Consider the following 26,623-nt stretch of genomic DNA (forward strand, 5'->3'; position numbering starts at 1 on the left):
CTATGTCTCCGGAGGGTGGAGGTTGCACCGGATGCTACAGCCGGATGGCCGGGTGCCCCCCGCGCCGCGCGCGTGGACCGGTTCCGGAGCCCCCGCCGGCCCCTCGCCTGCGGGGCGAGGGGGGTGCCGCGCGCCGTCCGGGCGGGCGCGTGGCAGGGTGATCGGGTGACCGACTCCGTACCCTCCGGCCAGGCCGCCTCCGGCGCAGACCTCGCCGGCCCGAGCGACCCGGCCGGCTGGCTGGCCCTGCCGGACGTCGCCGAGCGCCTCGACCTGTCGATCAGCAAGGTCCACCAGATGATCCGGGACCGCGAGCTGCTCGCCGTGCGCCGCGACGGCGTGCGTCGGGTGCCCGCCGACCTGGTGGCCAACCGCACCGTGCTCAAGCACCTGCCCGGCGTGCTCACCCTGCTCGCCGACGCCGGCTACGACGACGAGGCGGCGCTGCGCTGGCTCTACGAGCCCGACGACACCCTCTCCGGGGGCACCCCGGCGGCCACGCTCGGCGGCGACCACGCCCGCGAGGTCAAGCGCCGCGCCCAGGCCCTCGGCTTCTGACCGGCTCCGGCCGACCTCCGCACCCGGCCGGACACGGGCCGGGCCCCGTGGCGGAGGTCGCCGGCCGGGGTGGCGGGCGGGTCAGTCGGTGCGGCGGGTGGCGGCGATGGCGAGGTCCACCAGCGCCTGCCGGGCCTCGGTCTCCAGGTCGACGGCCGACAGCGCGGCGAGCGCCGTCTCGGTCAGCGCCGCGATCCGCTCCTCGGTGCGGGCCAGCGCGCCGGTCGAGGTGATCAGCTCGCGCAGCCGGGCCACCCCGTCGGCGTCCAGCTCCGGATCGCCGAGCCGCCCGAGCAGCAGCGCGCGGCCCGCGTCGTCGCTCGCCGCCACGGCCGCCGCCACGAGGTACGTCCGCTTGCCCTCGCGCAGGTCGTCGCCGGCCGGCTTGCCGGTCTGCGCCGGGTCGCCGAACACCCCGAGCACGTCGTCGCGGAGCTGGAACGCCTCGCCCAGCGGCAGCCCGTACGCCGAGTAGGCCGCCCGCACGTGGGCGGGCGCGTCGGCCAGCGCCGCGCCCAGCAGCAGCGGACGCTCGACGGTGTACTTGGCCGACTTGTACCGGGCGACCTTGCCCGCGCGCTCCACCGACGTGTCGCCGGTGGCCTGCGTCAGCACGTCGAGGTACTGCCCGACGGTGACCTCGGTGCGCATCTCGTCGAAGACGGGCCGGGCCCGGGCGACGACCCGCGGGTCCAGCCCGGCGGAGTGCAGCAGCTCGTCGGACCAGACGAGGCAGAGGTCGCCGAGCAGGATCGCCGCCGCGTCGCCGAAGCCGTCGGCGTCGCCGCCCCAACCGGCCCCCCGGTGCCGGGCGGCGAACCGCCGGTGCACCGCCGGCTCGCCGCGCCGGGTGTCCGAACGGTCCATCAGGTCGTCGTGGATCAGTGCGCTGGCCTGCACGAACTCCAGCGCGGCCAGGGCGGTCACCACCTGGTCGGCGTCGCCGCCGCCCGCCCCCCGGTACCCCCAGTACGCGAACGCGGGGCGCAGCCGCTTGCCGCCGCCCAGCACGAACGCCTCGATCGCCTCGGCCACCGGCACCAGGGCCTCGTCGACGGCCGTCAGCCAGGTGCGCTGGCCGGCCAGGAACCCGGCGAGGGCCTTGTCGACCCGCTGACGCAGGCCGGCGCGGTCGACGGGGGATACGGGAGCTGCGTGAGTCACGCCCCGACGCTAGCGGGTCGCCCGGTGAGCTGCGCATCGGCGGTGCATGGCGTGTCACCGGCCGCTCGGGCCGGCGAGTTGGGGTGTCCGGGTGACGGGACACCGCCGGGTCGGCCCTGCGGAGCCGATCCCGCCGGGTGGGCGCGTCGCCGACGGTGCGTGACGCTCGCTCGGGTATCGAACATTACGACTTGACGAACGGCGTGTTATCGCTCACAGTCGATGGTCAAGGACGACGACGCCCACGGCTGCCGGGCAAGCCCGCTTCGTTGGTCTTGGATTGGCGTGCGCCAGGCCTGCGTACGTGATGTTAGCGCTCACATCATCGACGCGCGCGGCCGTCCCCGCGCTGCCCATCTCTGGTCATTGAAGGAGGATCATGTCTGCCATTGGTGGATCGCCATCGATCGCACCGCCGCCGCCGCAGCGGCGACGCGGGTGGCTGTCTCGGGTCGTCGCCGCCGGCGTGTCGGCGGTGGTGCTCGGCGTGGCCGCCGCGGCCGCGGTGTCGACGCCCGCCGCCGCGGCGACGGTCGACACGAACGCGTGGTACGTGTTGGTCAACCGCAACAGCGGCAAGGCCCTGGACGTCTACAACCTCGCCACGAGCGACGGGGCGCGGATCACCCAGTGGACGCGTAACAACGGCAACCAGCAGCAGTGGCAGTTCGTGGACTCGGGCGGCGGCTACTACCGGCTGAAGTCGCGGCTGTCCGGCAAGGTGCTGGACGTCTACAACTTCTCCACCGCCAACGGCGGCAGCATCGTGCAGTGGAGCGACCTGAACGGCACCAACCAGCAGTTCCGCCTGGCCGACTCCGACGGTGGCTACGTCCGGTTCATCAACCGGAACAGCAACAAGGCGGTCGAGGTGCAGGGCGCGTCGACCGCCGACGGCGGCAACGTCGTGCAGTACGACGACTGGAACGGCAGCAACCAGCAGTGGCAGCTCGTGCGCGTCGATGGCGGCACGAACCCCACCACCCCGCCGCCGACGACCCCGCCGCCGGGCGGCACGTGCGACCTGCCGTCGACGTACCGGTGGTCGTCGACCGGCCCGCTGGCGCAGCCGAAGTCCGGCTGGGCGTCACTGAAGGACTTCACCATCGCCCCCTACCAGGGCAAGCAGTTGGTGTACGCCACCACCCACAGCAGCAGCGCCACCGGCGGCTGGGGTTCGATGAACTTCGGCCTGGTCGACAACCTCAACCAGCTCGGCTCGGCCCCCCAGAACACCATGAGCCAGAGCACCGTAGCGCCGTCGCTGTTCTACTTCGCGCCGAAGAACATCTGGGTCCTCGCCCACCAGTGGGGCCCGACGTCGTTCTCGTACCGCACGTCGACCAACCCCGCCAACGCCAACGGCTGGTCGGCCCCGCAGCCCCTGTCGACTGCGACGATCACCGACTCCGGCACCGGCGTGATCGACCAGACGATCATCGGCGACGACCAGAACATGTACCTGTTCTTCGCCGGCGACAACGGCAAGATCTACCGCCAGATCATGCCGATCGGGAACTTCCCGGGCAGCTTCGGCTCCAGCTACACGACCATCATGAGCGACACCTCGGAGAACATCTTCGAGGCGCCGCAGGTCTACAAGGTGCAGGGCCGCAACCAGTACCTGATGATCATCGAGGCCAGGACCAGCTCCTGGGAGCGCTACTTCCGCTCGTTTACGGCGACCAGCCTGAGCGGCACCTGGACGCCGAACGCGACGACCTACAACAACCCGTTCGCGGGCAAGGCCAACAGCGGTGCCACCTGGACCAACGACATCAGCCACGGCGAGCTGCTGCGCACCAGCGCGGATCAGACGAACACGATCGACCCGTGCAACTTGCAGCTGCTGTACCAGGGCCGCGCCACGAACTCGGGCGGCGACTACGGCCTCCTGCCGTACCGGCCGGGTCTGCTGACCCTGCAACGCTGACCGCGTGAGCCGACGCTGACGGCGTGAGTCAGCGGCCGGCGTGAGTCCGAGCGGCGGGTCCGGCGTAGGCCGGGCCCGCCGCGCGTCGCTCGACACCTCGTACCGGAGCGACCGAACAACGACCGGATCCCGCCCCGCCGATCGGCAGGAGGCGGGTCGACCCGGGACACGACGGTCGCGGGGACCGAGCGGGTCGCCACCGGGACCACCCTGCTGCCGACGACCATCACCGCGGAACTCCGCGCGGGGACGACAACGCGTCCCCGCGCGAGACGGTCAGGCCGCTGGCCGGTCAGGCGTCGGCGATCGGGCTGGTGCCCAGGCGGATGTTGTCGATCGCCCAGTACCAGTTGTTGCCGGCATTGAAGATCCGGAAGCTGACCTTTGCCGAGGTGGCCCCAGCCGGGACGGGACAGGAGAGCTGGACGAGCCGGTTCTCCTGGTCCTGGCCCTGGTTGGTGTTGCCGGAGGTCGCGCTGCTGTAGTGCAGCACCTTGACCTTGGCGCCGGTGTCGAACTGGACGGTGACCTCGGCCTCCTGCGGGCTCTCCTGACGGTAGTGGGAGTCGAAGCCCAGGTGGAGGGTGGAGGCGCCCGAGGGGATGGCGACCGCCGGGCTGGTCAGGGTCGAGTCGAACTGGCCCTGGCCGGCCGGGCTGCCGGTGTCGTCCCAGTCGTCGGGGTCGGCAACCGCGACCACGCCGAGGGACCGGCTGAAGTTGGGGCGGTTCTGCCCGCCGGGGAACCAGAACTGCTTGGACAGGAAGGTCCAGCCCTGTAGTTCCCGGGTGCCCTGCGGCATCCCCGGCGCGTTGGTGACCGTCCAGCCCTCGGGGGTGGTCCGCGTCCAGCCGAGCAGGCCGGGTCGGCTGAGGTCGGCCGCCGCAGCGAGCGTGGGGGCGATGGATTCGAAGTCCTCCGCGAGCAGGTAGCCGGTCATGACGGGCCCGGTCTTGGCCGGCAGGGACGCGGTCACCTGCTGGGCGCTGCCGCGCAGATCCGCCGTGACGGTCGCCTTGAGGCTGCCGGAGGCACGCGCCGCCGAGGCGGGCGCGACGACGTCCCACTCCAGGCGGGCGGAGGAGCGGGCCGCGACGGCCGCCGGCACGTCGCCCCTGGGCGTGGCGGTCCAGCCCGTCGGGAGGTCCAGCGTGGCTGCCAGGCTGGTGAGCGGGGCGCCGCCGGCGTTGGTGACGGTGGCCGACACGGTGACCGGCCTGCCCGGCGAGAGCACGGTGCCGTCGGTGCCGGGCGAGCTCGCGGGACCGGTCAGCGAGACGCTCATCGCCGGGGCGACCCGGAAGCCGACAGCCGCGTCGGCGAGCCTCAGCAGGCCGTCGCCGTCGCCGTGGGCGGCGACCACCAGGCGGCCTGCGGTGGCGTCAGCGGCCGGCGTGACGGTGAGTCGCACGTCGGCCGAGCCCCCGGCGGCGATCACCTTCGGCGCCGCGGCGGTCCGCTCGACCGTCCAGCCGGAGGGGGCGAGCAGGGCGACCGAGAGCCGGTCGATCCTGGTGCCGCCCTGGTTCCGCACGGTGACGACGACATCGGCCGGGCTGCTCTGCGCGAATGGCGTGTCCAGGGCGGGCAGCGCCTCCGGCAGGGTGATCGTCGCGGCCAGCGCCGGGGCGGTACCGGTCGCCGGGTCGGTGACGCCGGGCCTGTAGTCGGCCAGGCGGCCGGTCATCCGGCGCAGGAACGACGGGTCTCCCAGGTCGACGACCACGATGTCGTACCAGCCGTGGTCGGCAAGGTGGACGGGCACGGTCCGGGTCTGGCCGGGCGCGAGGGTGACGGTCTGGAGAGGGTGACGTGGCCGTCCACCGTGCCGGGGGTCACGCGGGTAGACCGACTCGCCGACGAGGAGCCTGCGGGTGGTGGTGGAGGGGTTGGCGCACTTCACCTTCACCTGGCCGGGGGCGGCCTGCTCGACCAGGTGCGCTTCAGCGCCCACGCCGGTGCCGCGCAGCTTCCAGACGGACCAGCCGGGGGCAGTGACCTGCAGGTCGTAGCCGTCGGCACCGTACCCGATCGTGTTGTCGGCGGTCCTGGCCGCAGGGACGGTCCACGGATGTGGGGCGGTGCCGTCAGCGGGATAGGCGGTGAACGTCGCGGCGGTGGTGCCCGCGTTTCCGAGCCGCAGGCGGACGTCGGTGCCGGTGACGGCGGCCCGCAGGGACAGGCGGTACGGCAAGGGCCGCGTCCGGCGGGTGCCGGTCTCCTGCGCCGGCAGCGACTGGTTCTTCGGCGGTGCGGGATTCCAACGGCCGACCGCCGGTGGCACCGGGCCGGGCTGCTCCACCTCGGGCTGCGGGTGCCTGCGCTTGAAGTCGAAGGCGGAGGTCAGGTCGCCGAAGACGCTGCGGCGCCAGGCGCTGATGTTGGGCTCCTGGACGCCGGTCCACTTCTCCAGGAACCGGATGACCGAGGTGTGGTCGAAGGCCTCCGAGCAGACGAAGCCGCCCACCGTCCACGGTGAGACGACCGTCATCGGCACCCGGGGGCCCGGGCCGACCGGCAGACCGTTGAACCAGTCGTCGCTGTTGCCGGAGTCCGGCCGTGGCGCGACCGGGGCGGGCACGTGGTCGAAGTAGCCGTCGTTCTCGTCGAAGTTGATGAACAGAGCCGTCTTCGACCAGGTCTTCGGGTCGCTCGCGATGGCGTCGAGGATGTCGTAGACGAGGTTGGCGCTGCCGACCGGGGTGGAGGTGCCGGGGTGCTCGGAGAGCGCCGCCGTCGGAACCAGCCAGCTCACCTTCGGCAGCGTGCCGTTGTTGATGTCGGACCTGAGCCGCTGGACGAGGGTGTCCGGCTCGGAGCGGTACGCCCCCCGCATGAACAACCGGCGCTCCGCCTCGGTCAGCGAGTCGACGCCCTGCTGGAACTGGGCCAGTGCGGCCTTGCGCTGGTCTGCGGTCTTGCCGAACAGGCTGTCGTAGAACTGCTCCGTGGTGGAGTACTGGCCGCTGACCTTGGAAAGGATCTTCCGGCCGATCTCCTTCCAGGGCCGGAAGTACTCGACCGCGTTGTCGGTGAAGTTGTCCCACTCCTGGTAGATCTGCCAGGAGACGCCGGCGGCCTCCAGACGCTCGGGGTACGTCGTCCACTGGTAGCCCGCGTGGGCGTAGGAGTAGGCGGCGTTGGTGACAGCCCGGTTGACGCCGTCCGGCTCGTAGCCGGTCGTGCCGGTCCACAGGTAGTTGCGGTTGGGGTTGGTCGAGCCGTAGACCGAGCAGAAGTAGGCGTCGCAGATGGTGAAACGGTCGGCCAGTTCGTACTGGAGGGGAATGTCACGCCGGTCGTAGAAGGCCATGGTGCTCTGGCCCTTGGCCGCGACCCAGTCGTCCCACCAGCCGTTCGCCCGCGCCTGGTTGGCGTCGGAGAAGCCGTGCGGGAGCGCGCCGAGGTATTGGATGTCGCTCTCGGGGCGACCGGCGTCGACCGCCGCCTGCCGGGCCGAGAACGGCAGAACCTTGCCACCGCCGGGCCGCGGCTGCTCGAAGACGCTGGCTCCGGTGGGCAGGCGCAGCGGTGTGCGGTCGCCGAAGCCGCGCACGCCTCTGAGGGCGCCGTAGTAGTTGTCGAAGGAGCGATTCTCCTGCATCAGGATGATGACGTGTTCGACCGCGTTCAGGCCACCGGGAGGCGGTGGCGCTGCCATCGCCCTCAGCACTGACGGGGGCAGTAAGAAATCGCGGTGCCGCCAGCGACGGCACCGAGAAGCTTGCGGCGGGAGATCTCAGGCATGGGGCGGAGACTAGGTCGCGCCGATTGCACAAGGTAACCCTCGAGTGGTGAAACTTCATCGAGTGTTCAATTTCCGCTGTGGAATGTTGCGCCGTTTGTGTGGCCATGTTTGTCGTCGCATCCGTTGGGCGGCCGAGCACGTCACTGGGCCCGAGTCTCTGCTCGACCTCGCCGCGTGGGTCACCGCCCCGCACCGCTTCGCCGTCGCCCCTGGGACGCCTGCTGGCCGCATGGTCGCCGACCCGAAATGTGATGCAGCTGCGCCGTCGGAAACGTACGCCATATCTTTTCGCTGCCCGCCGATATTGGCGTCGGCAAAGTGGGAATAGGGATCCCCTTTCCCTGTTGACGGATTTCCTTCCGAGCGGCGGCCTCCTGACCGGGGTGCGTCAGGTGGGTCGACAGGGCCAGCTGGGCTGCTGGCCGCGCCGTGGAGAGGATCGGGGGGCGTGGGTGGCGTGCCGGCGTGGGCGGAGTGTCGGCGTGCCGCCGGCTCGTGGGCGTGCCGGGCCGGCCGGCTGCGCCCGGCGGCGCGCGCGGCGGGCCCGCCCGGCGGCCTCGGCCAGCAGCTCCACCGGCGTGGCCAGGACCACGGCCAGCCAGCCCAGCCAGAAGCCTCCCGGCACCCGGAGCTGCCGTTCCCAGCGGGACACCTCGTGCCGGCTCAGCGTGGGCACGCCCGAGGCGGCGCAGAGCTCGGCGGCGAGGGCCTGCTGGCTGCGGCCCCGGCCCCGCCGGAGCCGGGCGAGCAGCGGCCCGAGCGGCTCGGGGCCGGGCGGCGTGGGTGGCGTCATCGGTCCTCCGGCAGGGGTCGGCGCGGGGGCGGCGTCGACCCGCGCACCAGGGCGGGACCGGCGCGCCGCCGATCGGTGCTGACCCCCGCGCGGGCCCCGTCCGCGCTACCGCCTGTCTACCCCGGGGGTACGACGCTCCGCCCGACCCGCCGCTCGGGGAGGGCCCGTGCGGGGGCTCGCGTGGCGGTCGCGTCAGGTGGGAAGGTCCTGGGTGCGGTGCGTCCCGACAGCTAGAGTCGGTCCATGGCTCTCGGTCTACCCTCGGTCCTCCCCAACCCGCAGCCGGCGATCGGGGAGCTGATCCGTGACCGTCAGCCCACCTTCTCGTTCGAGTTCTTCCCGCCCAAGACAGCCCAGGGCGAGCGGCTGCTGTGGCAGGCGATCCGCGAGCTGGAGTCGCTGCGTCCCTCGTTCGTCTCGATCACCTACGGGGCCGGCGGGTCGACCCGGGACACCACGGTCGCGGTGACCGAGCGGATCGCCACCGAGACCACCCTGCTGCCGATGGCGCACCTCACCGCCGTCAACCACTCCGTCGCCGAGCTGCGCAACGTCATCGGCCGGCTGGCCGGCGTCGGGGTGCGCAACGTGCTGGCCGTGCGGGGCGACCCGCCGGGCGACCCGGGCGGGGAGTGGGTCCGCCACCCCGAGGGGGTGCTCTACGCCGAGGACCTGGTGCGGCTGGTGCGCGACTCCGGTGACTTCAGCGTCGGGGTGGCCGCTTTCCCCTACAAGCACCCGCGCTCGCCCGACGTGGCCAGCGACACCGCGCACTTCGTGCGTAAGTGCCGGGCCGGGGCGGAGTTCGCGATCACCCAGATGTTCTTCGACGCCGACGACTACCTGCGGCTGCGGGACCGGGTGGCGGCGGCGGGCTGCGACACCCCGATCCTGGCCGGGGTGATGCCGGTCACCCAGCTCAGCACCATCGAGCGGTCCGTGCAGCTGTCCGGGGCCCCCTTCCCGCCGGCCCTGGCCGCGCGCTTCGCCGAGGTGGCCGACGACCCGGAGGCGGTCCGCCGGCTCGGCATCGAGCAGGCGGCCGAGATGTGCCGGCGACTGCTCGACGAGGGCGTGCCCGGCATCCACTTCATCACCCTCAACCGGTCCACCGCGACCCGCGAGGTCTGGCAGCAGCTGCAGGTCGGCGCGCGGGTGTGACCCCAGTGGCGCGACACCACAGCGCCGGTGCGACGGTTGTTCCGTGGTGGGCACTTCGCTGAACTGGGACGAGTACGCGACGGCGTGGGCGCGGCTGCACGGGGGCTTCGACCCCCGGGCGGCGGCCCCGGTGGTCCGCGCCTGGCTGCGGTTCGCCTACCACGTCGGGTACGTGCTGGGCCGCCTCCGGGTCACCCCGACCGCCGTCACCGTGGCGGGGGTGCTGCTCTGCCTCTGCGTGCCGCTGTTCGCCGTCCGGCCGGTGAGCGGGCCGGTGCTCGCGGCGCTGTTCGTGCTGGCCGCGTCGGTGGCCGACAGCGTCGACGGCGCGGTGGCGGTGGCCACCAACCGCACCACCCGGCTCGGCTACGTCTACGACTCCGTCGCCGACCGGCTCGGCGAGGCCGCCTGGCTGACCGCGTTCTGGCTGGTGGGCGCGCCGGGCGCGCTGGTCGCCGCCGCCGGCGGGCTGTCCTGGCTGCACGAGTACGTCCGGGCCCGGTCGGTGTCGGCCGGGATGCGGGAGATCGGCGCGGTCACCGTGGGGGAGCGGCCCACCCGGGTCTGCGTGGCCCTGGTCGGGCTGCTGCTGGCCGGCCTCGCCGGGCTGATCGACCCGGACCTGACCGCCGGCACGATCACCATGGCCACGGCCGTCTGGGTGCTGCTGGCCGGCTTCGGGCTGGGCCAGCTGCTCGCCGCCGTCCGCCGCGCCCTCATCGAGGCCGGCTGACCCTCCGTCGCCCTCCCCTATTCCCAGGCGGGGCCGATGGCGTCGGCGACGATCTGCGCGGAGAGGGTGACCATCGGCAGGCCGCCCCCCGGGTGCCCGGAGCCGCCGACCAGCCACAACCCGGCCGCCGGCCCCCGGTTCGCCGGGCGCAGCAGGCCACCCGCCGTGCCGTAGATCGCACCGCCGGGCGCGCCGGTCGCGGCGTCCAGGTCGGCCGGGGTGCGGACCTCCCGGAACACCAGCCGGTCGCGCACGTCCACGCCGCGCTCGGCGAGCACGTCGAGGACCCGGTCGGCGTACGCGTCGGCCAGGCCCGGCCGCCGCCAGTCCACCGCGCCCGTGGCGGTGCCGTGGCGGGGCGCGTTGACCAGCACGAACCACGCCTCGTGCCCGGCGGGGCGCACCGCCGGGTCGTCGGCGACGGTGACGAAGACGGTCGGATCGGGCGCGGGCCGGGCCCGCACGCCCCGCCCGGGGTGGCCGAAGACCGCGTCGAACTCGGCGTCGTAGTCGCGCGGGAAGAACACGTTGTGGTGGGCCAGGCCGGTCTCGCCGGCCACCCCGAGCAGCAGCACGAACCCGGCGAGGCTGCGGTCGGTCAGCCCGGCCAGCCGGCGCGGGCTGGGCAGCAGGTCCCGGTAGAGGGTCAGCGCGTCGACGTTGGCGACCACCACGTCGGCGGGCACGGGCGCGGCGACGCCGGCGAGGCGTACCCCGTGGACCCGGCCGCCCGCCGCGTCGATCCGGGTGACCGTGGTGCCGGTCTGCACGACCACGCCCAGGTCCAGGCAGCGGGTCAGCAGCGCGTCGGCGAGGGTGCCCAGGCCGCCGCGCAGATACCAGCCGCCGAACGCCAGCTCCGCGTACGGTACGGCGACCAGCGCCGCCGGGGCCCGGCGCGGGTCGGCCCCGGTGTAGGTGGCGTACCGGTCCAGCAGCATCCGCAGCCGGGGGTCGGCCAGGTGCCGGCGGCCCAGCCCGCGCAGGGTGCGCCCGGGGGCGATGGCGGCGAGGTCGCCCAGCCGCCAGGCCAGCGCGGCGAGGTCCAGCGGCGAGTCGACGGGCCGGCGCAGGATGTCGCGGTGCGAGGCGTCCCAGACCCGGGCGGCCCGCCGCCACAGCCGCTGCCAGTCGGCGGCGGCCCGGTCGCCGAACGCCGCGCCGACGCGGCCGGCGAACTCGGCCGGGTCGGCGCAGGAGTCGAGGGTGGGCCCGCCGCCGGGGAAGACGTGCCGGACGATCGGGTCCAGCGGGGCCAGGTCGAGGTATTCGTCGAGCTTCGCGCCGGTCGCCTCGAACAGGTCGTGGAAGACCTCCGGGAGGGTGAGCAGGCTGGGCCCGGTGTCGAAGTGGAACGCACCGGCCGGGGTGTCGTGGACGTACCGGCCGAGCTTGCCGCCGACCGTGCCGGCCTGCTCGAAGACGGTCACCTCGTGCCCGGTGGCGGCCAGCCGGGCGGCGGTGGCCAGCCCACCCACCCCGGCACCGACGACCACGATCCGCGCCATGACGTGCCCTCCTAGCTGACCGGGCGACCCCGCCAGGACAGACGACGCCGCTTCCGCAGATGGTACGACCGCGCGGTCAGCCAGCCGAGGACCACGACCGACACGGGGTGGCCGAGCGCGTCGGGCCACCACCGGCCGCCGGTGGCGCGGGCGCTGACCGCCCGCCCGGCCACCCCGAGCAGCCAGGCCAGCGCCGCCACCGCCGCGACCGCCGGGGCGCCCGCGACCAGGGCGGCCAGCGCGACCAGCGGGGGAGCCGTGTAGAGCAGCAGCAGCGCCGCCACCACGGCCGCCGCCGCGCCGGGATGACCGAACGAGGCCCACAGCGACTTGGTGTAGCCGTCGCGCAGCTGCGGCCAGTCGTCGTACATCCGGCAGGTGGCCAGCCGGGAGCCGTCGGCGAGGGCGATCCGGCCGCCGGAGCGCTTGACCGCGCGGGCCAGCTCGATGTCCTCCAGCACCCGGTCGGCCACGGCGGCGTGCCCGCCGGCCGCCGCGTAGCCGGCCCGGTCGACCACGAGGAACTGCCCGCCGGCCGCCGTCAGCGACGGCCGCGGCGAGCGCTCCATCGCCCGCAGCGGCAGGAAGGTCAGCCACAGCCACTGCAGCAGCGGCTGCACCAGCCGGTCCGTCGGGGTCCGGGTCACGATCCTCGGGTACGGCGACAGCAGCGTCACCCGCGCGGCGCGCAGCTCGGCGACGGCCGCCGCCACCGCGTACGGGGCGAGGACGACGTCGGCGTCGACGAAGGCCAGCGCGGTGGCGGCCGGGTCGGCGCGGGCGGCGAGCTGGTGGCAGGCGTGCGGCTTGCCCAGCCAGCCCGGCGGCGGAGCGACGCCGGTGAGCAGGGTGACCCGGTCGTCGTCGCCGGCGACCGCGCGGACCACGTCGGCGGTGCCGTCGGTGGAGCCGTCGTCGAGCACCACGATGCGCAGGCCGGGCACGCCGCGCTGGGCGAGCAGCGACTCCAGGCACGGGGTGACCCGGTCGGCCTCGTCGCGCAGCGGCAGCAGCACCGCGACGGCCTCGGCGACCTCGACGGGCCCGCCGGCCGGGCGGCGCAGCCACCGGGTGGCGTTGACCCAGGTGTGCGCGGTGAGCGCGGCGACGGCGGCGAGCAGCAGCAGGACGCCGGTCATGCGGTCGCGTCGGCGGGCGGACCCTGCTGGGGCTGCCGGTCCTGCCGGGGTCGCTGGCCCGGCTGGTCCGGCCGGCGGTCGCGGCCGAGCGCCAGGGCCAGTGGGACGGCGGCGACCGCCATGCCGGCCGCGCCCCACACCGCCGACGCGGGCAGGCCGAGGAAGACCGCGTGCGCCAGGATGCTGGAGGCGTACGTCCACAGGTAGAGCGCGAACATCGGGGCGTCGCCGGGGCCGGCCCGGTCGACGACCGCCCCGGCCAGCGGGCGCAGCGCCGCCATCAGCAACACCGCGAACAGCAGCCAGCCGAGGTAGTTGCTGACGGGCACGCCGGGCAGGCCGGGCAGCGCGGGGGTGGCGTCCCGCCACACCCAGTAGCCCTCGGCGACCATCTGCGGGTCGAGGAACAGGTCCCACGCGGCGAGCCCGACGGCGGCGAGGGCCACCCGGGCGACGCCGGGGGAGACGAGCCGGGCCGCCGTGAGCCAGGCGGGCCAGGCCATCCAGGTCCAGGCCAGGGGGATGACCAGCGGCACCCCGGCCAGCTTCGGGCCCAGCTCCCCGGAGTAGTCGTAGCTGCCGAACGGGAAGCCGGTGGCCACCCCGAGCGCCTCGATGGCGAAGCCGCCCCCGGTGGCCACCGCGACCAGCGCCGCCGCCGCGCGGGGACCCCGGGTCAGCAGCGCGTGGCCGACCGAGAGGAGGTAGCCGAGGACGACGGTGGCCACGGTCAGCCCGGCCCGGGTGGCGCCGACGGTGAGCGGGTAGCAGATCTGGGCCAGGACCAGCACGCCCAGCCCCACCCAGGGCAGCAGCGGCCGGAGCCCGGGCCGGGTCACGGCGCGGCCGATCCCGGTGCCGGGGCGGCCGGGCCGGCCGGCGCGGGGGCGGCGGGACCGGCCCGGCCGGCGGAGCTGCCGGCGGCCGGGCCGGCCGGGGCCGGCGGGGTGAGCGGGAGGTCCCGGCCGAGGATGCCGAACGGGCGTTCGTCGCCGGGGAAGTGGAAGTGGCGCAGCACGTCGACGAAGCCGAACCGGCGGTACAGCCGCCAGGCCCGGGAGCGCTGCTCGTCGGCCTCGGGCGTGGAGAGCAGGGTGGTGCTGCCCGGTGCCATCGTGAGCAGCGCGGTGAGCTGCCGGGTGCCCAGGCGGTGCCCCTGGGCGGGCGGCCGGACGTGCAACTCGACCACCTCGAAGCAGTCGGCGAGCCAGCGCTGCCGGGCACCGGCGGTCAGCGCCCGGTGCACCTGGTCGTGCCACCACTGGCCGGGCGTGCCGAGGTAGCCGTACCCGAAGCCGGCCAGGTGCCCCTCGGAGGTGAGGCTGGCCACGGCGCGGAAGCCGGGACGGCGCACGTGGGTGGCGATGTAGCCGCGCCGCGCCTCCAGCAGGTCGGCCCGGTAGTTCATCGCCTCGCCGTAGACGGCCACCACGTCGTCCAGCCGTCGGACCAGGTCGTCCGGCGTCCAGCGCACCAGCCTCATGCCCGCCCATCCTTCGCCGTTGCCGCGTCGCCGTCGGCGACCCACCCCAGCACCGCCCGGTCGCCGACCACGTCGCGCACCTCGAACCGCGCGAAGAGCTCCTCCGCGTACCACCCCTCGGTGGGGGTGCGCGTGATCGCGGCGCGGTGCTCGGGGTGACGGTACGCGAACGCGACGAGGTCCGCCGGATCGCGCCACACGCTGACCGTGCCCTGCCAGCCCAGCGGGGCCTCGCCGACGCCGAACCGGGCCAGCAGGCCGGGCGCGGCGTGCAGGGCGGCGGCCACCGGCGGGACGGCCCGCCAGAAGGTGGCCGCCCGGCGGGCCCGCAGCCGGGCCCGGGTCAGCGCCAGCACCGGGCCGGCGACCCGACCGCCGGACGGCTCGCCGAACGGCCGCCGCCCGGACCACTCGCCCCGGCTGGTCAGCGGGCGCAGGTCGACCCGCACCGACGAGCGGGCGATGCGGGCCCAGGAGCGGCCCACGGGCGAGGCGTCGAAGCCGGCGGCGTCGGCCGCGCGGTCCCAGACGGCGAGGGCCGCCCAGCGGGTCAGGTCGGCGTCGCCGGGGCCGAAGCCGGTGCCCGTCCCGGTGCCGAGCAGCTTGCCGAACCGGACCCCGGTGGTGCGGCGCAACCGCGCCGGGTGCGCCGCCATCCGGGCCAGCGCGCCGGGCAGGGCGGCCCGGCCGATCCGCCAGACGTGCAGGGTGACCAGCTCGGGGACGCCGCTCACGCCACCTCGGTCGCGGTGCCGACGGTGATCCGCAGCAGCTCCGCGTACGTCGTGGGGAAGACCGCCTGGGGCACCCCGCCGGCCGCCCAGACCTCGTCGTAGCCCGCCAGGGCCACGTCGACGATGGTGCGCAGCGGCTCGGGGTGGCCGAGCGGGGCGACCCCGCCGATCGGCTGGCCGGTGTGCCTGCGGACGAACTCGGGGGTGGCCCGGCGCAGGTGGGTGAACCCGAGGTGTGCGGCCAGGCCGGCGACGTCCACCCGGTGCGCGCCGGAGGTGAGCACCAGCAGCGGCGCGTCGTCGGCGTCGAAGACGAGCGAGTTCGCGATGGCGCCGACGGCGACGCCGAGCGCGTCGGCCGCCGCGGCGGCGGTGTGCACCGCCTCGGGTAGCAGGCGGACCTCGCTGGGCCGGCCGGAGCCGTCCCGCGCGCCCGCGGCGTCGAGGGCCTCCTGCACGGCCCGCACGTTCGGGTGTGGCTGCATGCCGCCCATTCTCCCCGGTGCCGCACCGCCTTTTTCACCCACCCACGGCTACGCCGCGGCGACCCCCGCCGCCGGCCGGGTGCCCGGCCAGCGCGGGGTGGCCCGGACCCGGCCGTCGGCGGTCACCAGCAGGGCGGCGTACCCGTCGAGGGTGGCCAGCCAGTCCAGGGCGTCCGGGCCCCCGGCGACGGCCGCCGTGGCGTACACGTCGGCCCAGAGCAGGTCGGGGCCGACCACGGTGACCGACCGGACGGCCTCGGCGGGCCGGCCGGCGCGCGGGTCGGTGATGTGCGTGCCGCGCCGGGCGGTGCCGGAGGTGGCGACCGCGCCCGACGCCCGCTCCAGCACGTCGAGCAGGTGCCCCGGGGACTGCGGGTCCTCGACGCCGACCCGCCACGCCGGCCGGTCGGGCGCGGCGCGCAGCAGCACGTCGCCCCCGGCGTTGAGGCACACGTCGTGGTCGGCCAGGTCGGTCAGCCACCGGGCGGCCCGCTCGACCGCCCAGCCCTTGACCAGCCCGGACGGGTCGAAGCCGACGCCGCCGCGCGGCAGCGGCAGCCGCCGGGCGTCGAACCGGCCGCCGGTGCGCAGCCGGGCCAGCTCGCACAGCTCGACCACCTCCCGCACCGCCGGGTCGGCGGTGGCCGGGTCGGGCGACCGGCCGGCGAGCCGGCCGAGGACGCTGTCCGGCCGGTACGTGCTGAACGTGTCGTCGGCCGCGTGCAGCTCGGCGAAGAACGCCTCCACCCGGGCGGCGACGGAGTCGTCGCGCACCCCGGGCCCGCGCAGGTGCACGCTCACCGGCAGCCCCATCACCTGTTCCACCCAGGCCCGCCGGCCCGGCTCGCCCGCCCTGGCCATCGTGTTCACCTTCCCGTTCACAGGTGGGCCGCGTCGATGGCGGCCTGGAGGGACTCCCGGTAGCCGTCGCTGGTGACGGTGGCCCCGGAGACCGTGTCGATGTCGGCGCTCTGCGCGGCCAGGGCCGACTGCCGCAGGATCGGCACCGCGTAGTCGTTGATCTGCTGGTCCCGGTGGTTGCCGTCGGGCACCTGGAGCGCGGTGACGTCGGTGATCTTCCCGCCGGAGACGGTGATCCGGACCTGCACCGGCCCCCACCGGGTCTGCGCCACCGACCCGTCGTACCGCCCGGCGCCGGTGCCGGACGAGCCGGTGCCGGTGCTGGTGCCCGCCGGGCCGGTGTCGGTGCCGGTGGTGGACGAGCCGGTGCCGGCGTCGCCGCCCGTGCCGGCGGCGATCGCGCTGCTCTCCCCGCCCACCCCCATCGTGCTGGTCTTGTAGCTGAACAGCAGCACCAGCGCCGCCACGGTGGACAGCAGCCACACGGTGATCCGTCGCATGGAAACCCCCTTCACGCCTGTCACCAGGCAAAACGTTCGTGGTGGGTGTGCTCGTCGGGCACCCCGGCGGCCCGGGTGGCGGCCCGCGCCGCGTCGACCCAGCCGTCCGGGCCGCAGAGGAAGACGTCGTGGTCGGCGATGTCGGGGGAGAGCCGGCGCAGCGCCTCGGCGTCGGGCACCCCTTCCGCGTACGCCGGCAGCCAGGCGGGTCGCCCGGCGCGCGGGCCGACGAGGTGGTGCACCACCACCCCGCGCTCGGCCGCGAGCCGGTCCAGCTCCGCGCGGAAGGCGATCTCCTCCTCGGTACGCGCGCGGTAGAGCAGCACCGCCTGCCCCGGGGCGTACGGCAGCTCCCACAGCAGCGCCAGCAGCGGCGTGACGCCGACCCCGCAGGCGAACATCGTGATCCCGCCGCCGCGCCAGTGCTCCCCGGTCAGCCGCCCGTACGGGCCCTCCAGCAGCACCCGGGTGCCGGGGCGCAGGGCGGCCACCCGGGCGCTGCCGTCGCCGAGGTCCTTCACGGTGATCCGCATCAGGTCCCCCGACGGGGGCGCCGACAGCGAGTACGGGTGGGCCCGGGACCAGCCGGGGCCGTCGAGGAACCGCCAGGAGAAGAACTGCCCCGCCCGGACGGGCAGCCGGTGCAGGTCCCGCCCGCGCAGCCACACCGACGTCACCCCCGGCGCCTCGGGCACCACCGCCGCCACCTCGACCCGGTGCCGCAGGGAGCGCCACGCCGGCAGCCCCAGCCGGAACACCAGCACGCTGCCCAGCGCCAGCAGGTACGCCGTCCACCAGTACGCCCGCGCGGCGGGCGAGGCGACGAAGTCCGCGCCGGTCCAGAGCTGGTGCGGCAGCGCCAGCGCGATCCCCAGGTACGCGTACAGGTGCAGCAGGTGCCAGGACTCGTAGCGCAGCCGGCGGCGGGCCGCCCGCACCGAGGTGACCACCACCAGCACCAGCAGGCCCAGCGCGGCGGTGGCCAGCAGCATCCCCGGGTACCCGGTGACCAGCAGCCAGAACTGCGTGACGACGTCCTCGCGGGCGGTGCCCGCGTACCCGATGGTGGTCAGCGCCACGTGGGCCAGCAGCAGGTGGAACGAGGCGAAGCCGGCGAGCCGGTGCCAGCGGGCGATCCGGTCCTGGCCGAAGCGCCGCTCGACCAGCGGCACCCGGGCCATCAGGACCACCTGGATCAGCATCAGGTCGGCGCTGAGCAGGCCGGTGAGCCGGCCGGCGGAGGTGAGGCCGGTCGCCACCCCGGACAGCAGCTCCTGCACCCCCCGGTCGGCCGTCCAGAGGGCGGTGACCACGAGCAGGCTGAGCGCGGCGGCGACGCCCGCCACGTCGGCCCACCAGCCGGGTGCCCCCGGCGGGACGAGGCGGACCGGGGCCGGTCGTTCGGCGACGGCGGCGCTCATCCGTCGATCGTTTCGGTACGGCTGACGTTCATGGGTCCACCCTGCGGCGGTGACCTCGACCGGTCCTTTGCGAAGCCTGTGCGCGTACTGAGAATCCCGGCGGTCAGCGGCCGGCGGCGGCAGCGCCGGTGACCACCGCGTCGGGCGCGGGCGGCACGGTCTGCTGCCCGGGCGGGGCCGCCCGGGCCGTCTCGGCCAGCACCACCCCGAGTAGCACCAGCGCGCCGCCGCCGAGCTGGGCGACGTTGAGCGCCTCGCCCGCGCCGATGACCACCCAGGCGACCGCCGCGGCGAGCACCGGCTCCACCATGCCGACGATCCCGACGCTGGTCGCGGGCAGGTGCCGCATCGCGCCGGCCACCAGCAGGTACGGCACGACCGAGCCGAGCACCACCACGTACGCGCAGAGCAGCGCGACCGGCACGCCCCCGGCGCGGCCGGTCAGCGGCTCCCAGCCACCGGTGCCGGCGGTGACCGCCCGGGTGAGCAGCCCGGCCACGGCGGACCCGCCGAACGCCCAGGTGCACAGCGACAGGGTGTCGCGGCCCTGCACGCCCCGCGCCCCGAGCACGTAGTAGCCGGCCAGGAAGACCGCCGCGCCCACGCCGGCCAGCACGCCCAGGCCGTCCAGCCGCAGCCCGCCCCACACCTCGGCCACGCAGCCCAGCCCGACGAGGCTCAGCGCCAGGCCGACCCAGAGCCGGGGACGGACCCGGTGCCGTTGGCCGAACCGGGCCCAGAGGGCGACCAGCAGCGGGGCGGAGTACTCGAACAGCAGGCCGATCCCGACCGGCAGCCGGGAGATGGCGACGAAGTAGAGCATCGGCACCAGGAAGAAGCCGGTCAGGCCGTACCCGATCAGCAGCGGCAGCTGCCGGGCGGTGACCCGCAGCCGGCGCGCCCCCGGCCGCAGCGCGACGCTGAGCAGCAGCAGGATGGCGACCGCGCCCAGGGCGCGCAGCAGGGTCAGCTGCTGCGCGTTCAGGCCGGCCCGGAGCACCAGCTTGGAGACCGTGCCGTTGACGGCGAACAGGGCTCCCGAGCCGAGCACCATGGCGACACCGAGGGCGGGGCGGGGAGTCGTCACCAGCAGAGGCTAGCGTCGCCGCCTGTTTCGGCACGCCGGCCCGCCACACGTTGCGTTTTCGTCGGGGGCGGGGTGTACTGTCAGCAGTAGTTAGAACGAGTGTTCGATTGCCTCGAACGCCCGTTCCAACAACCCGGGGTGGTGTTTCGCGGCGCCGGCCCCGGGCGGTGCGGCTCCGCGGGCCGCACCTGGGTCCCGGGCAGTCGCGAGTCCGGGCCCGTCAGGCAGGCGCGTCGCCCGCCGCCCACGACCCCCGGGCGGCGGGCGACGAACCCGCCGGTATCGCCGGCCGGGTGTGGTGTGGGGAAGCGTCCACACCCGGCCGGCCCCACCCGGTGCGTCTTCCTCCGCACCACCCGACCCGGCCCGTGCCGGCGGCCCCGGCCGCCGTGCCCGGCCCCGGCCACGTGGAGGAGACAGCCCATGCCGACCAACTCGGCCCAGCCACCGACGGTGCCGGCGCACGTGCTGCCGAACCGCACCCCGGCCCAGCTCCTCGCGGTGGCCCGGCACGGGCTGGCGGAGGCCGCCCGCACCCGCCCCGACGGCCTGCGCTACGCCGCGGCCCACCTCGCCGCCCTCCGCGCCGCCGCGGCCGTGCTCGCCGCCCGCGCCCGCCCCGCGCCGGCCCGGCGACACCGCATCACCAGCGTCTGGGTCCTGCTCTGCACCGTCGCCCCCGAGATGGACGAGTGGGCCGCCTACTTCGCCGCCGGCGCGGGCAAGCGCGCCGCCGCCGAGGCCGGCATCCCCCGCGTGGTCAGCGCCCGGCAGGCCGACGACCTGCTCCGGGCGGCCGAGCAGTTCGTGACGGTGGTGGAGACCTCCCTCGGGCTGACCCACCAGCCGGCGCTCGACGGCCTCGCCGCCTGACCGCGACCGGCACCCACCCAGCACGGCACTTCGGCACTTCCGCACGGCACTTCGGCACAGCACTTCGGCAACGACGGGCGAGGCACGACAGGGGGTAGGTCCGATGGCGGGCCGCATGGTGGTCGGTTCCGCCGCACTGGCCGGCCTGGTCCGTCCGGCGAGCGCGCCGGACCCGGCCGGGGCGCACCGGATGCTGCCGGTGGCCGCCGAGCTGACCGGCCTGCTGCCCAGCCGGGGGCTGCGTCGGGGCAGCACGATCGCGGTCGCCGCCGGCCAGCCCCGGCACAGCGGCGGCACCTCCCTGGTGCTGGCGCTGCTCGCCGAGGCGTCCCGGGCCGGCTCGTGGTGCGCCGTGGTGGGGGTGCCGACCTTCGGCGCGGGGGCGGCGGCCGAGGCCGGCATCGCCCTGGACCGGCTCGCCCTGGTGCCGCAGCCCGGGCCGGACTGGCCGACCGTCGTCGCCGCCCTGATCGACGGGGTGGACGTGGTGGTCGCCGCCGTGCCGGCCACCGTCTCCGCCTCCGTGGCCAACCGGCTGGCCGCCCGGGCGCGGCAGCGCGGCAGCGTGCTCGTCCCGTACGGCCGGTGGGACGGCGCGGACGTCACGCTGCAGGTGGTCCGGGGCGTCTGGGAGGGGCTGGGCCAGGGCCGGGGCCGGCTGCGGCGGCGCGAGGTCACCATCTGCGCCCGGGGGCGGGGCGCGGCGGCCCGGCCCAAGGAGATCAAGGTCTGGCTTCCCGGAGACGCGCTCACCCGGGTCATCCCCCGTTCACCCGTCGCGTCGGGCGTCTCCGCCACCGGCCGCTCGGCCGCCGGCCGGCTCCGCCCCGTCCCGCCGCCGTCGGCCGCGCTGCGGTCGTCCGAGTTGCCGCGGTCGTCCGCGTCGTCGTCGCCCGCCGCGTCGTCGTCGCCGTCGTCGGCCGCCCCGCTGTCGTCGGCCGTCCCGCCGTCGGTGGCCGTCCCGCCGTCGTCGGACGCACCGCCCCGCCGGGGCGCGCTCACCGTGGTCGGCCCGGCGTGACCGATGCGCCGGCGCGGACGCTGCTGCTCTGGTGCCCCGACTGGCCGGTGCTCGCCGCCGAGCTCGTCGACGGGGTGCCGGCGACCGGGGCGGTGGCCGTGCTGCACGCCAACCGGGTGGTCGCCTGCTCCGAGGCGGCCCGCGCCGAGGGCGTCCGCCGGGGCCTGCGCAAGCGGGAGGCGCAGGGGCGCTGCCCCCGGCTGACCGTCGTCGACCACGACCCGGGGCGGGACGCCCGGGCCTTCGAGCCGGTGGTCGCCGCCGTCGAGGAGTTGGCCGCCGGTGTCGAGGTGGTGCGCCCCGGCGCCTGCGCGCTGGCCGCCCGGGGCCCGGCCCGCTACCTGGGCGGCGAGGAGGCGGCCGCCGAGCGGATCATCGAGCACGTCGCCCAGACCTGTGCGGTGGAGAGCCAGGTGGGCATCGCCGACGGGGTGTTCGCCGCCGGCCTGGCGGCCCGGGACGGGCGGGTGGTGCCCCCCGGCGGCACCCCCGGCTTCCTGGCGGGCCTGCCGGTGGAGGCGCTCGGCCGGCCGGCCCTGGCCGACCTGCTGCGCCGGCTCGGCGTACGCACCCTGGGGGGCTTCGCCGCGCTGCCGGCCGGGGACGTGCTGGCCCGGTTCGGGTTCGACGGCGCGCTGGCCCACCGGCTCGCCGCCGGCCGGGACCACCGGCCGTTGGCCGTCCGCCGGCCCCCGGCGGACCTGGCCGTCACCGCCGACCACGACGAGCCGATCGACCGGGTCGACGCCGCCGCCTTCGCCGCCCGGGCGCTGGCCGAGCGGCTGCACGACCGGCTCGCCGCGCACGGGCTGGCCTGCACCCGGCTGGGCATCGAGGCGGTCACCGCCGACGGCCAGGAGCTGCACCGCGTGTGGCGGCACGACGGGCTGCTCACCGCGGCGGCCGTCGCCGACCGGGTGCGGTGGCAGCTCGACGGCTGGCTCACCGGCAGCGCCGGCCGCCCCGGTGCCCGCCCGACCCGCCCGACGGCCGGGATCATCCGGCTGCGCCTGGTGCCCGACGGGGTGCTCGCCCGGGCCGACCTGCAACCCGGGCTGTGGGGGGAGACGGGCGAGGAACGTGAGCGGGCGCACCGGGCGCTGAGCCGGGTGCAGGGCCTCCTCGGCCCTGAGGCGGTGGTCACCGCGGTGCTCGGCGGCGGCCGGTCACCGGACGACCAGGTGCGGCTGGTGCCGTGGGGCGACGAACGGCTGCCCGCCCGCCCCGGCGAGCAGACCGGCCCCGCCCGGGTCGGCGAGTTGGCTGGCCCTGCCCGGGTCGGCAAGCCGATCGGCCCTGCCCGCCCCGGCGGGTTGGTGGGCCCCGTCCGGGCCGGTGGGGCTGGAGGGCCGGGCGGTGCTGACCGGTCCGGTGGGGCTGGCGGGTTCGACCGGTCCGGTGGGCCTACCCGGGGAGGGGCGGCCTCGTCGGGGCGGGGCGGGGCGGCCTCGTCGGGGCGGGGCGCGTCGCCGCCGTGGCCGGGTCGGCTGCCGCCGCCCTCGCCGGCCGTGGTGCTGCCCGCCCCGATTGCCGCGACCGTCCACGACGCGGCCGGCGAGCCGGTCGGGGTCAGCGCGCGGCTCCAGCTCACCGCCGCCCCGGCGCGGCTGGCCGTCGGCGCGGCCCGGCCGGTGGAGATCGTCGGCTGGGCCGGCCCGTGGCCGGTGGACGAGCGCTGGTGGTCCCCGGCGGAGGCCCGCCGCCGGGCCCGGTTCCAGGTGTGCCTGGCCGACGGGGCGGCCCTCCTGCTGGCGGTCGAGTCCGGCCAGTGGCTGGTGGAGGCCATCTATGACTGACCGCCGCCCCACCCCCACCCTGCCGCCGTCGCCGACCGATCTTGGAAGTTCGTGGCCCCTCCAGGGGCCGGAAACTTCCAAGATCTCCGTGGCTCGGGGTGTGCGGTGAGCTTTCACAATCCCGGCGTGGGGTGGGGGGAGTTGGAGTGGGTGCTCTCCGGCCGGGCCGGGCCGGGTCCGGCCGGGTCAGGGCGGGCCGGGACGGGGCGGGGCGGTGAGGCGGGTCGGAGCAGAGAGCAGGGCGGCGCGGGCGGGCGGCACCTGTGGGCCGTGGACCCACCCGTGGTGGATCCCCTCGCCGTCGACGCCGACGGGGGCGACGGCCCCGCCTGGAGCCGCCGCCGGGGCCGGTACACCCCGCCGGAGCCACCCCGCACCGGCGGCGGCCCGGGTGGCGGCGGGCCGGGCAGCGGTGCCGTGCCGTACGCCGAGCTGCACGCGCACAGCAACTTCAGCTTCCTCGACGGGGCCAGCCACCCCGAGGAGCTGGCCGAGGAGGCGGCCCGGCTCGGGCTCACCGCGCTCGCCGTCACCGACCACGACGGCTTCTACGGCGTGGTGCGCTTCGCCGAGGCGGCCCGCGCGCTGCACCTGCCGACGGTCTTCGGCGCGGAGCTGTCCCTCGGGCTGCCCGGCCCGCAGAACGGCGAGCCCGACCCGCTCGGTGCGCACCTGCTGGTGCTCGCCCACGGCCACGAGGGATACGCGCGGCTCGCCGCCACCATCTCCCGGGCTCAGCTGCGCGGCGGCCAGAAGGGTCGCCCCGACTACGGGGAGCTGGAGGAGGTCGCCGCCGAGCTGCGCGACCACGTCCTGGTGCTCACCGGCTGCCGCAAGGGGCACGTGCCGGCCGCGCTGCTCACCGCGGGCGTCGACGCGGCGGCCCGGGAGCTGGACCGGCTCACCGCGCTGTTCGGCGCGGAGACGGTGGCGGTGGAGCTGACCGACCACGGGCACCCGGTCGACGGCGACCGCAACGACGCGCTCGCCGAGCTGGCCCGCGCCGCCGGGCTGCCCACGGTGGCCACGAACAACGTGCACTACGCCACCCCGGGCCGCCGCCGGCTGGCCACCACCCTGGCCGCCGTGCGGGCCCGGCGCAGCCTCGACGAGATCGACGGCTGGCTGCCCGCCGCCGGCACCGCCCACCTGCGCGACGGGGCGGAGATGGCGGCGCGGTTCGCCGCGTACCCGGGTGCGGTGGCGCGGGCCGCCGAGTTCGGCGCGGAGCTGGCGTTCGACCTGCAACTGGTCGCGCCGAAGCTGCCGGCGTACCCGGTGCCGCCGGGGCACACCGAGATGAGCTGGCTGCGCGAGCTGACCATGGCCGGGGCCCACGACCGGTACGGGCCGCCCGGGGCGCACCCGGAGGCGTACGCGCAGCTCGACCACGAGCTGCGGATGATCGACGAGCTGGGCTTCCCCGGCTACTTCCTGGTGGTCTACGACATCGTCGCGTTCTGCCGCGAGCAGGACATCTACTGCCAGGGCCGGGGGTCGGCGGCCAACTCGGCGGTCTGCTACGCGCTGCGGATCACCAACGTGGACGCGGTGCGGCACCGGCTGCTGTTCGAGCGGTTCCTCGCCCCGGAGCGCGACGGGCCGCCCGACATCGACGTGGACATCGAGTCCGACCGCCGGGAGGAGGTGATCCAGCACGTCTACGCCCGGTACGGCCGGGAGCACGCCGCCCAGGTCGCCAACGTCATCTCCTACCGGCCGCGCTCGGCGGTGCGGGACGTGGCGAAGGCGTTCGGCTTCTCGCCCGGCCAGCAGGACGCCTGGAGCAAGCAGATCGACCGCTGGGGCTCGGTCGCCGCGGTCGACGCCGAGGACGTCCCCGAGCAGGTCGTGGCGTACGCGAACGAGCTGCAGACGTTCCCGAGGCACCTGGGCATCCACTCCGGCGGGATGGTGATCTGCGACCGGCCGGTGATCGAGGTCTGCCCGGTGGAGTGGGGGCGGATGCCCGGCCGCAGCGTGCTGCAGTGGGACAAGGACGACTGCGCCGCCGTCGGGCTGGTCAAGTTCGACCTGCTCGGCCTCGGCATGCTCTCGGCCCTGCACTACGGCTACGACATGATCGGCGAGACCCTCGACCTGGGCGACATGACCCTCGACGACCCCGAGGTCTACGACATGCTCTGCCGGGCCGATTCGGTGGGGGTGTTCCAGGTGGAGAGCCGCGCCCAGATGGCCACCCTGCCCCGGCTCAAGCCCCGCGAGTTCTACGACCTGGTGGTGGAGGTGGCGCTGATCCGGCCCGGCCCGATCCAGGGCGGCTCGGTGCACCCGTACATCCGGCGGCGCAACGGCCAGGAGCCGGTGGCGTACCCGCACCCGCTGATGCGCAACGCGCTGGAGAAGACCCTCGGCGTGCCGCTGTTCCAGGAGCAGCTCATGCAGCTCGCCATCGACCTGGCCGGCTTCGACGCGGCGGAGGCCGACCAGCTGCGCCGGGCCATGGGGGCGAAGCGGTCGGTGCAGCGGATGGCGCGGATCGCCGACCGGCTCTACGCGGGGATGGCCGAGCGGGGCATCGCCGGCGAGCTGGCCGACGACGTCTACCGCAAGCTCACCGCGTTCGCCAGCTACGGCTTCCCGGAGAGCCACGCGATGAGCTTCGCCTACCTGGTGTACGCCAGCTCCTGGCTCAAGCGCTACCACCCGGGCCCGTTCCTGGCCGCGCTGCTCAACGCCCAGCCGATGGGTTTCTACTCGCCGCAGACCCTGGTGGACGACGCGCGGCGGCACGGGGTGGAGGTGCGCCGGCCGGACGTCAACGCCAGCGGCGCGAAGGCCGTGCTGGAGTCCACCCCGGACACCCGGTGGGGCAGCGTGCCGGGCGAGCCGCCGCACGCGTGGGGGCTGGGCGGTCCGGCGGTGCGGCTCGGGCTGGGCGGGGTGCGTACCCTCGGCGACGGGGTGGCCGAGCGGATCGAGGCGGAGCGGGCGGCGCACGGGCCGTACCGCGACATGCCGGACCTGGCCCGGCGCGTGGGCCTGCCGGCCGCGCAGCTGGAGGCGCTGGCCACCGCCGACGCCTTCGCCTGCTTCGGGCTGACCCGGCGGCAGGCGCTCTGGGCCGCCGGGGCGGCCGCCCAGGACCGGCCGGGCCGGCTGCCGGGCACGGTGACCGGCGCGACCGCGCCGACGCTGCCCGGCATGGACGCGGTGGACCGCCTCGTCGCCGACGTCTGGGCGACGGGCCTGTCGCCGGAGAGCCACCCGGCCCGGTTCCTGCGCGACCGGCTCGACGCCCTCGGCGCGGTGCCGATCGCCCGGCTGGGGCGGGTGGAGCCGGGCCGGCGGATCCGCGTCGGCGGGATCGTCACCCACCGGCAGCGGCCGGCGACCGCCGGCGGGGTCACCTTCCTCAACCTGGAGGACGAGACCGGCATGCTCAACGTCACCTGCTCGCCGGGGCTGTGGCAGCGCTACCGGAAGGTGGCGCGCACCAGCGCCGCGCTGGTGGTGCGCGGCCGGTTGCAGCGGCACGAGGGGGTGACCAACCTGACCGCCGACCGGCTCGACCCGATCGAGCCGCCGGTCGCCCCGGCCTCCCGCGACTTCCGCTGAGGAAAGGAGGGGCACCTTGTTGACGGCTCCGGTGGAGCAGGGGCCC

The 26,623-nt window shown here is 75.8% G+C and carries 19 protein-coding genes and 2 pseudogenes; 8 read left to right on the forward strand and 13 right to left on the reverse strand.

Features of this window, described 5'->3' with window-relative positions; genetic code table 11:
• The first annotated feature begins 165 nt into the window (after positions 1 to 165).
• The gene (locus tag TK50_RS23670; RefSeq protein WP_043969299.1) at positions 166 to 558 is read left to right on the forward strand and encodes an Rv2175c family DNA-binding protein; all 393 of its coding nucleotides are present in this window, start codon (positions 166 to 168) and stop codon (positions 556 to 558) included.
• An 81-nt stretch (positions 559 to 639) separates the two neighbouring features.
• Here TK50_RS23670 and TK50_RS23675 read toward each other — a convergent pair whose 3' ends face one another.
• Positions 640 to 1,722 carry a polyprenyl synthetase family protein gene (locus TK50_RS23675; protein ID WP_043967240.1) on the reverse strand — a complete coding sequence of 361 codons (1,083 nt, stop codon included), beginning with the start codon at positions 1,720 to 1,722 and terminating at the stop codon, positions 640 to 642.
• Positions 1,723 to 2,101: 379 nt separating this feature from the next.
• Between TK50_RS23675 and TK50_RS23680 the strand changes: the two genes are divergently transcribed.
• Complete coding sequence (locus tag TK50_RS23680) at positions 2,102 to 3,655, forward strand: non-reducing end alpha-L-arabinofuranosidase family hydrolase (RefSeq protein WP_043967242.1); 1,554 nt, start codon at positions 2,102 to 2,104, stop codon at positions 3,653 to 3,655.
• A 292-nt stretch (positions 3,656 to 3,947) separates the two neighbouring features.
• Here TK50_RS23680 and TK50_RS32325 read toward each other — a convergent pair whose 3' ends face one another.
• Both TK50_RS32325 and TK50_RS23690 read right to left on the reverse strand, forming a co-directional pair.
• Positions 3,948 to 7,340: a phosphocholine-specific phospholipase C gene (locus TK50_RS32325; protein ID WP_422119966.1), complete on the reverse strand. Its 3,393-nt coding sequence runs from the start codon at positions 7,338 to 7,340 to the stop codon at positions 3,948 to 3,950.
• Between the two features lie 451 nt (positions 7,341 to 7,791).
• Complete coding sequence (locus tag TK50_RS23690) at positions 7,792 to 8,196, reverse strand: helix-turn-helix domain-containing protein (protein ID WP_052503890.1); 405 nt, start codon at positions 8,194 to 8,196, stop codon at positions 7,792 to 7,794.
• Between the two features lie 243 nt (positions 8,197 to 8,439).
• On the opposite strand from TK50_RS23690, the gene metF reads away from it, so the two are divergent.
• Both metF and TK50_RS23700 read left to right on the forward strand, forming a co-directional pair.
• Entirely contained in the window at positions 8,440 to 9,357 is a 918-nt protein-coding gene (gene metF, locus TK50_RS23695; RefSeq protein ID WP_043967244.1) for a methylenetetrahydrofolate reductase [NAD(P)H], read from the forward strand.
• A gap of 43 nt (positions 9,358 to 9,400) precedes the next feature.
• Entirely contained in the window at positions 9,401 to 10,090 is a 690-nt protein-coding gene (locus TK50_RS23700; protein WP_043967246.1) for a CDP-alcohol phosphatidyltransferase family protein, read from the forward strand.
• A gap of 17 nt (positions 10,091 to 10,107) precedes the next feature.
• On the opposite strand, the gene TK50_RS23705 is transcribed toward TK50_RS23700, so the two are convergent.
• The 10 genes and pseudogenes from TK50_RS23705 to TK50_RS23750 all read right to left on the reverse strand — a co-directional run bounded on the left by TK50_RS23705 (position 10,108) and on the right by TK50_RS23750 (position 19,308).
• Entirely contained in the window at positions 10,108 to 11,598 is a 1,491-nt protein-coding gene (locus TK50_RS23705; protein WP_043967248.1) for a phytoene desaturase family protein, read from the reverse strand.
• A gap of 11 nt (positions 11,599 to 11,609) precedes the next feature.
• Positions 11,610 to 12,737 (reverse strand): glycosyltransferase family 2 protein, encoded by a 1,128-nt coding sequence (locus TK50_RS23710; protein ID WP_043967250.1) that lies wholly within the window; start codon positions 12,735 to 12,737, stop codon positions 11,610 to 11,612.
• On the reverse strand, positions 12,734 to 13,588 hold the full coding sequence (locus TK50_RS23715) for a carotenoid biosynthesis protein (protein ID WP_387161544.1): 855 nt from the start codon (positions 13,586 to 13,588) through the stop codon (positions 12,734 to 12,736). Before TK50_RS23715 ends, TK50_RS23710 begins: the two co-directional genes overlap by 4 nt.
• A gap of 71 nt (positions 13,589 to 13,659) precedes the next feature.
• Positions 13,660 to 14,220, reverse strand: a pseudogene (locus TK50_RS23720) (GNAT family N-acetyltransferase); the annotation flags it as partial.
• Positions 14,217 to 14,954, reverse strand: a complete 738-nt coding sequence (locus tag TK50_RS23725; protein WP_043967254.1) for a monooxygenase — start codon at positions 14,952 to 14,954, stop codon at positions 14,217 to 14,219. The gene TK50_RS23725 and the pseudogene TK50_RS23720, both read right to left, overlap by 4 nt.
• A complete protein-coding gene (locus TK50_RS23730; protein ID WP_043969301.1) occupies positions 14,951 to 15,439 on the reverse strand; it encodes a YbaK/EbsC family protein in 489 nt (162 codons plus the stop codon). The genes TK50_RS23725 and TK50_RS23730 overlap by 4 nt, the downstream gene beginning before the upstream one ends.
• Before the next feature lie 48 nt (positions 15,440 to 15,487).
• Positions 15,488 to 16,300: an FAD:protein FMN transferase gene (locus tag TK50_RS23735; RefSeq protein ID WP_052504047.1), complete on the reverse strand. Its 813-nt coding sequence runs from the start codon at positions 16,298 to 16,300 to the stop codon at positions 15,488 to 15,490.
• 17 nt (positions 16,301 to 16,317) lie between these two features.
• Positions 16,318 to 16,800 carry an FMN-binding protein gene (locus TK50_RS23740; protein ID WP_043967256.1) on the reverse strand — a complete coding sequence of 161 codons (483 nt, stop codon included), beginning with the start codon at positions 16,798 to 16,800 and terminating at the stop codon, positions 16,318 to 16,320.
• 20 nt (positions 16,801 to 16,820) lie between these two features.
• Positions 16,821 to 18,221 (reverse strand): ferredoxin reductase family protein, encoded by a 1,401-nt coding sequence (locus TK50_RS23745; protein ID WP_043967258.1) that lies wholly within the window; start codon positions 18,219 to 18,221, stop codon positions 16,821 to 16,823.
• Positions 18,222 to 18,324: 103 nt separating this feature from the next.
• Positions 18,325 to 19,308 carry an EamA family transporter gene (locus TK50_RS23750; RefSeq protein WP_199486133.1) on the reverse strand — a complete coding sequence of 328 codons (984 nt, stop codon included), beginning with the start codon at positions 19,306 to 19,308 and terminating at the stop codon, positions 18,325 to 18,327.
• A 423-nt stretch (positions 19,309 to 19,731) separates the two neighbouring features.
• On the opposite strand from TK50_RS23750, the gene TK50_RS23755 reads away from it, so the two are divergent.
• The 4 genes and pseudogenes from TK50_RS23755 (at position 19,732) to TK50_RS23770 (ending at position 26,577) form a co-directional block, all read left to right on the forward strand.
• Complete coding sequence (locus tag TK50_RS23755) at positions 19,732 to 20,181, forward strand: SAV_6107 family HEPN domain-containing protein (protein WP_043967260.1); 450 nt, start codon at positions 19,732 to 19,734, stop codon at positions 20,179 to 20,181.
• A gap of 103 nt (positions 20,182 to 20,284) precedes the next feature.
• Positions 20,285 to 21,061, forward strand: a pseudogene (locus TK50_RS23760) (hypothetical protein); the annotation flags it as partial.
• Between the two features lie 137 nt (positions 21,062 to 21,198).
• Entirely contained in the window at positions 21,199 to 22,998 is a 1,800-nt protein-coding gene (locus TK50_RS23765; protein WP_043967261.1) for a DNA polymerase Y family protein, read from the forward strand.
• Positions 22,999 to 23,103: 105 nt separating this feature from the next.
• A complete protein-coding gene (locus TK50_RS23770) occupies positions 23,104 to 26,577 on the forward strand; it encodes an error-prone DNA polymerase (protein ID WP_043967262.1) in 3,474 nt (1,157 codons plus the stop codon).
• The last annotated feature ends 46 nt before the right edge of the window (positions 26,578 to 26,623 follow it).

This window comes from Micromonospora haikouensis (genome assembly GCF_000876225.1).
Lineage (GTDB): Bacteria > Actinomycetota > Actinomycetes > Mycobacteriales > Micromonosporaceae > Micromonospora > Micromonospora haikouensis.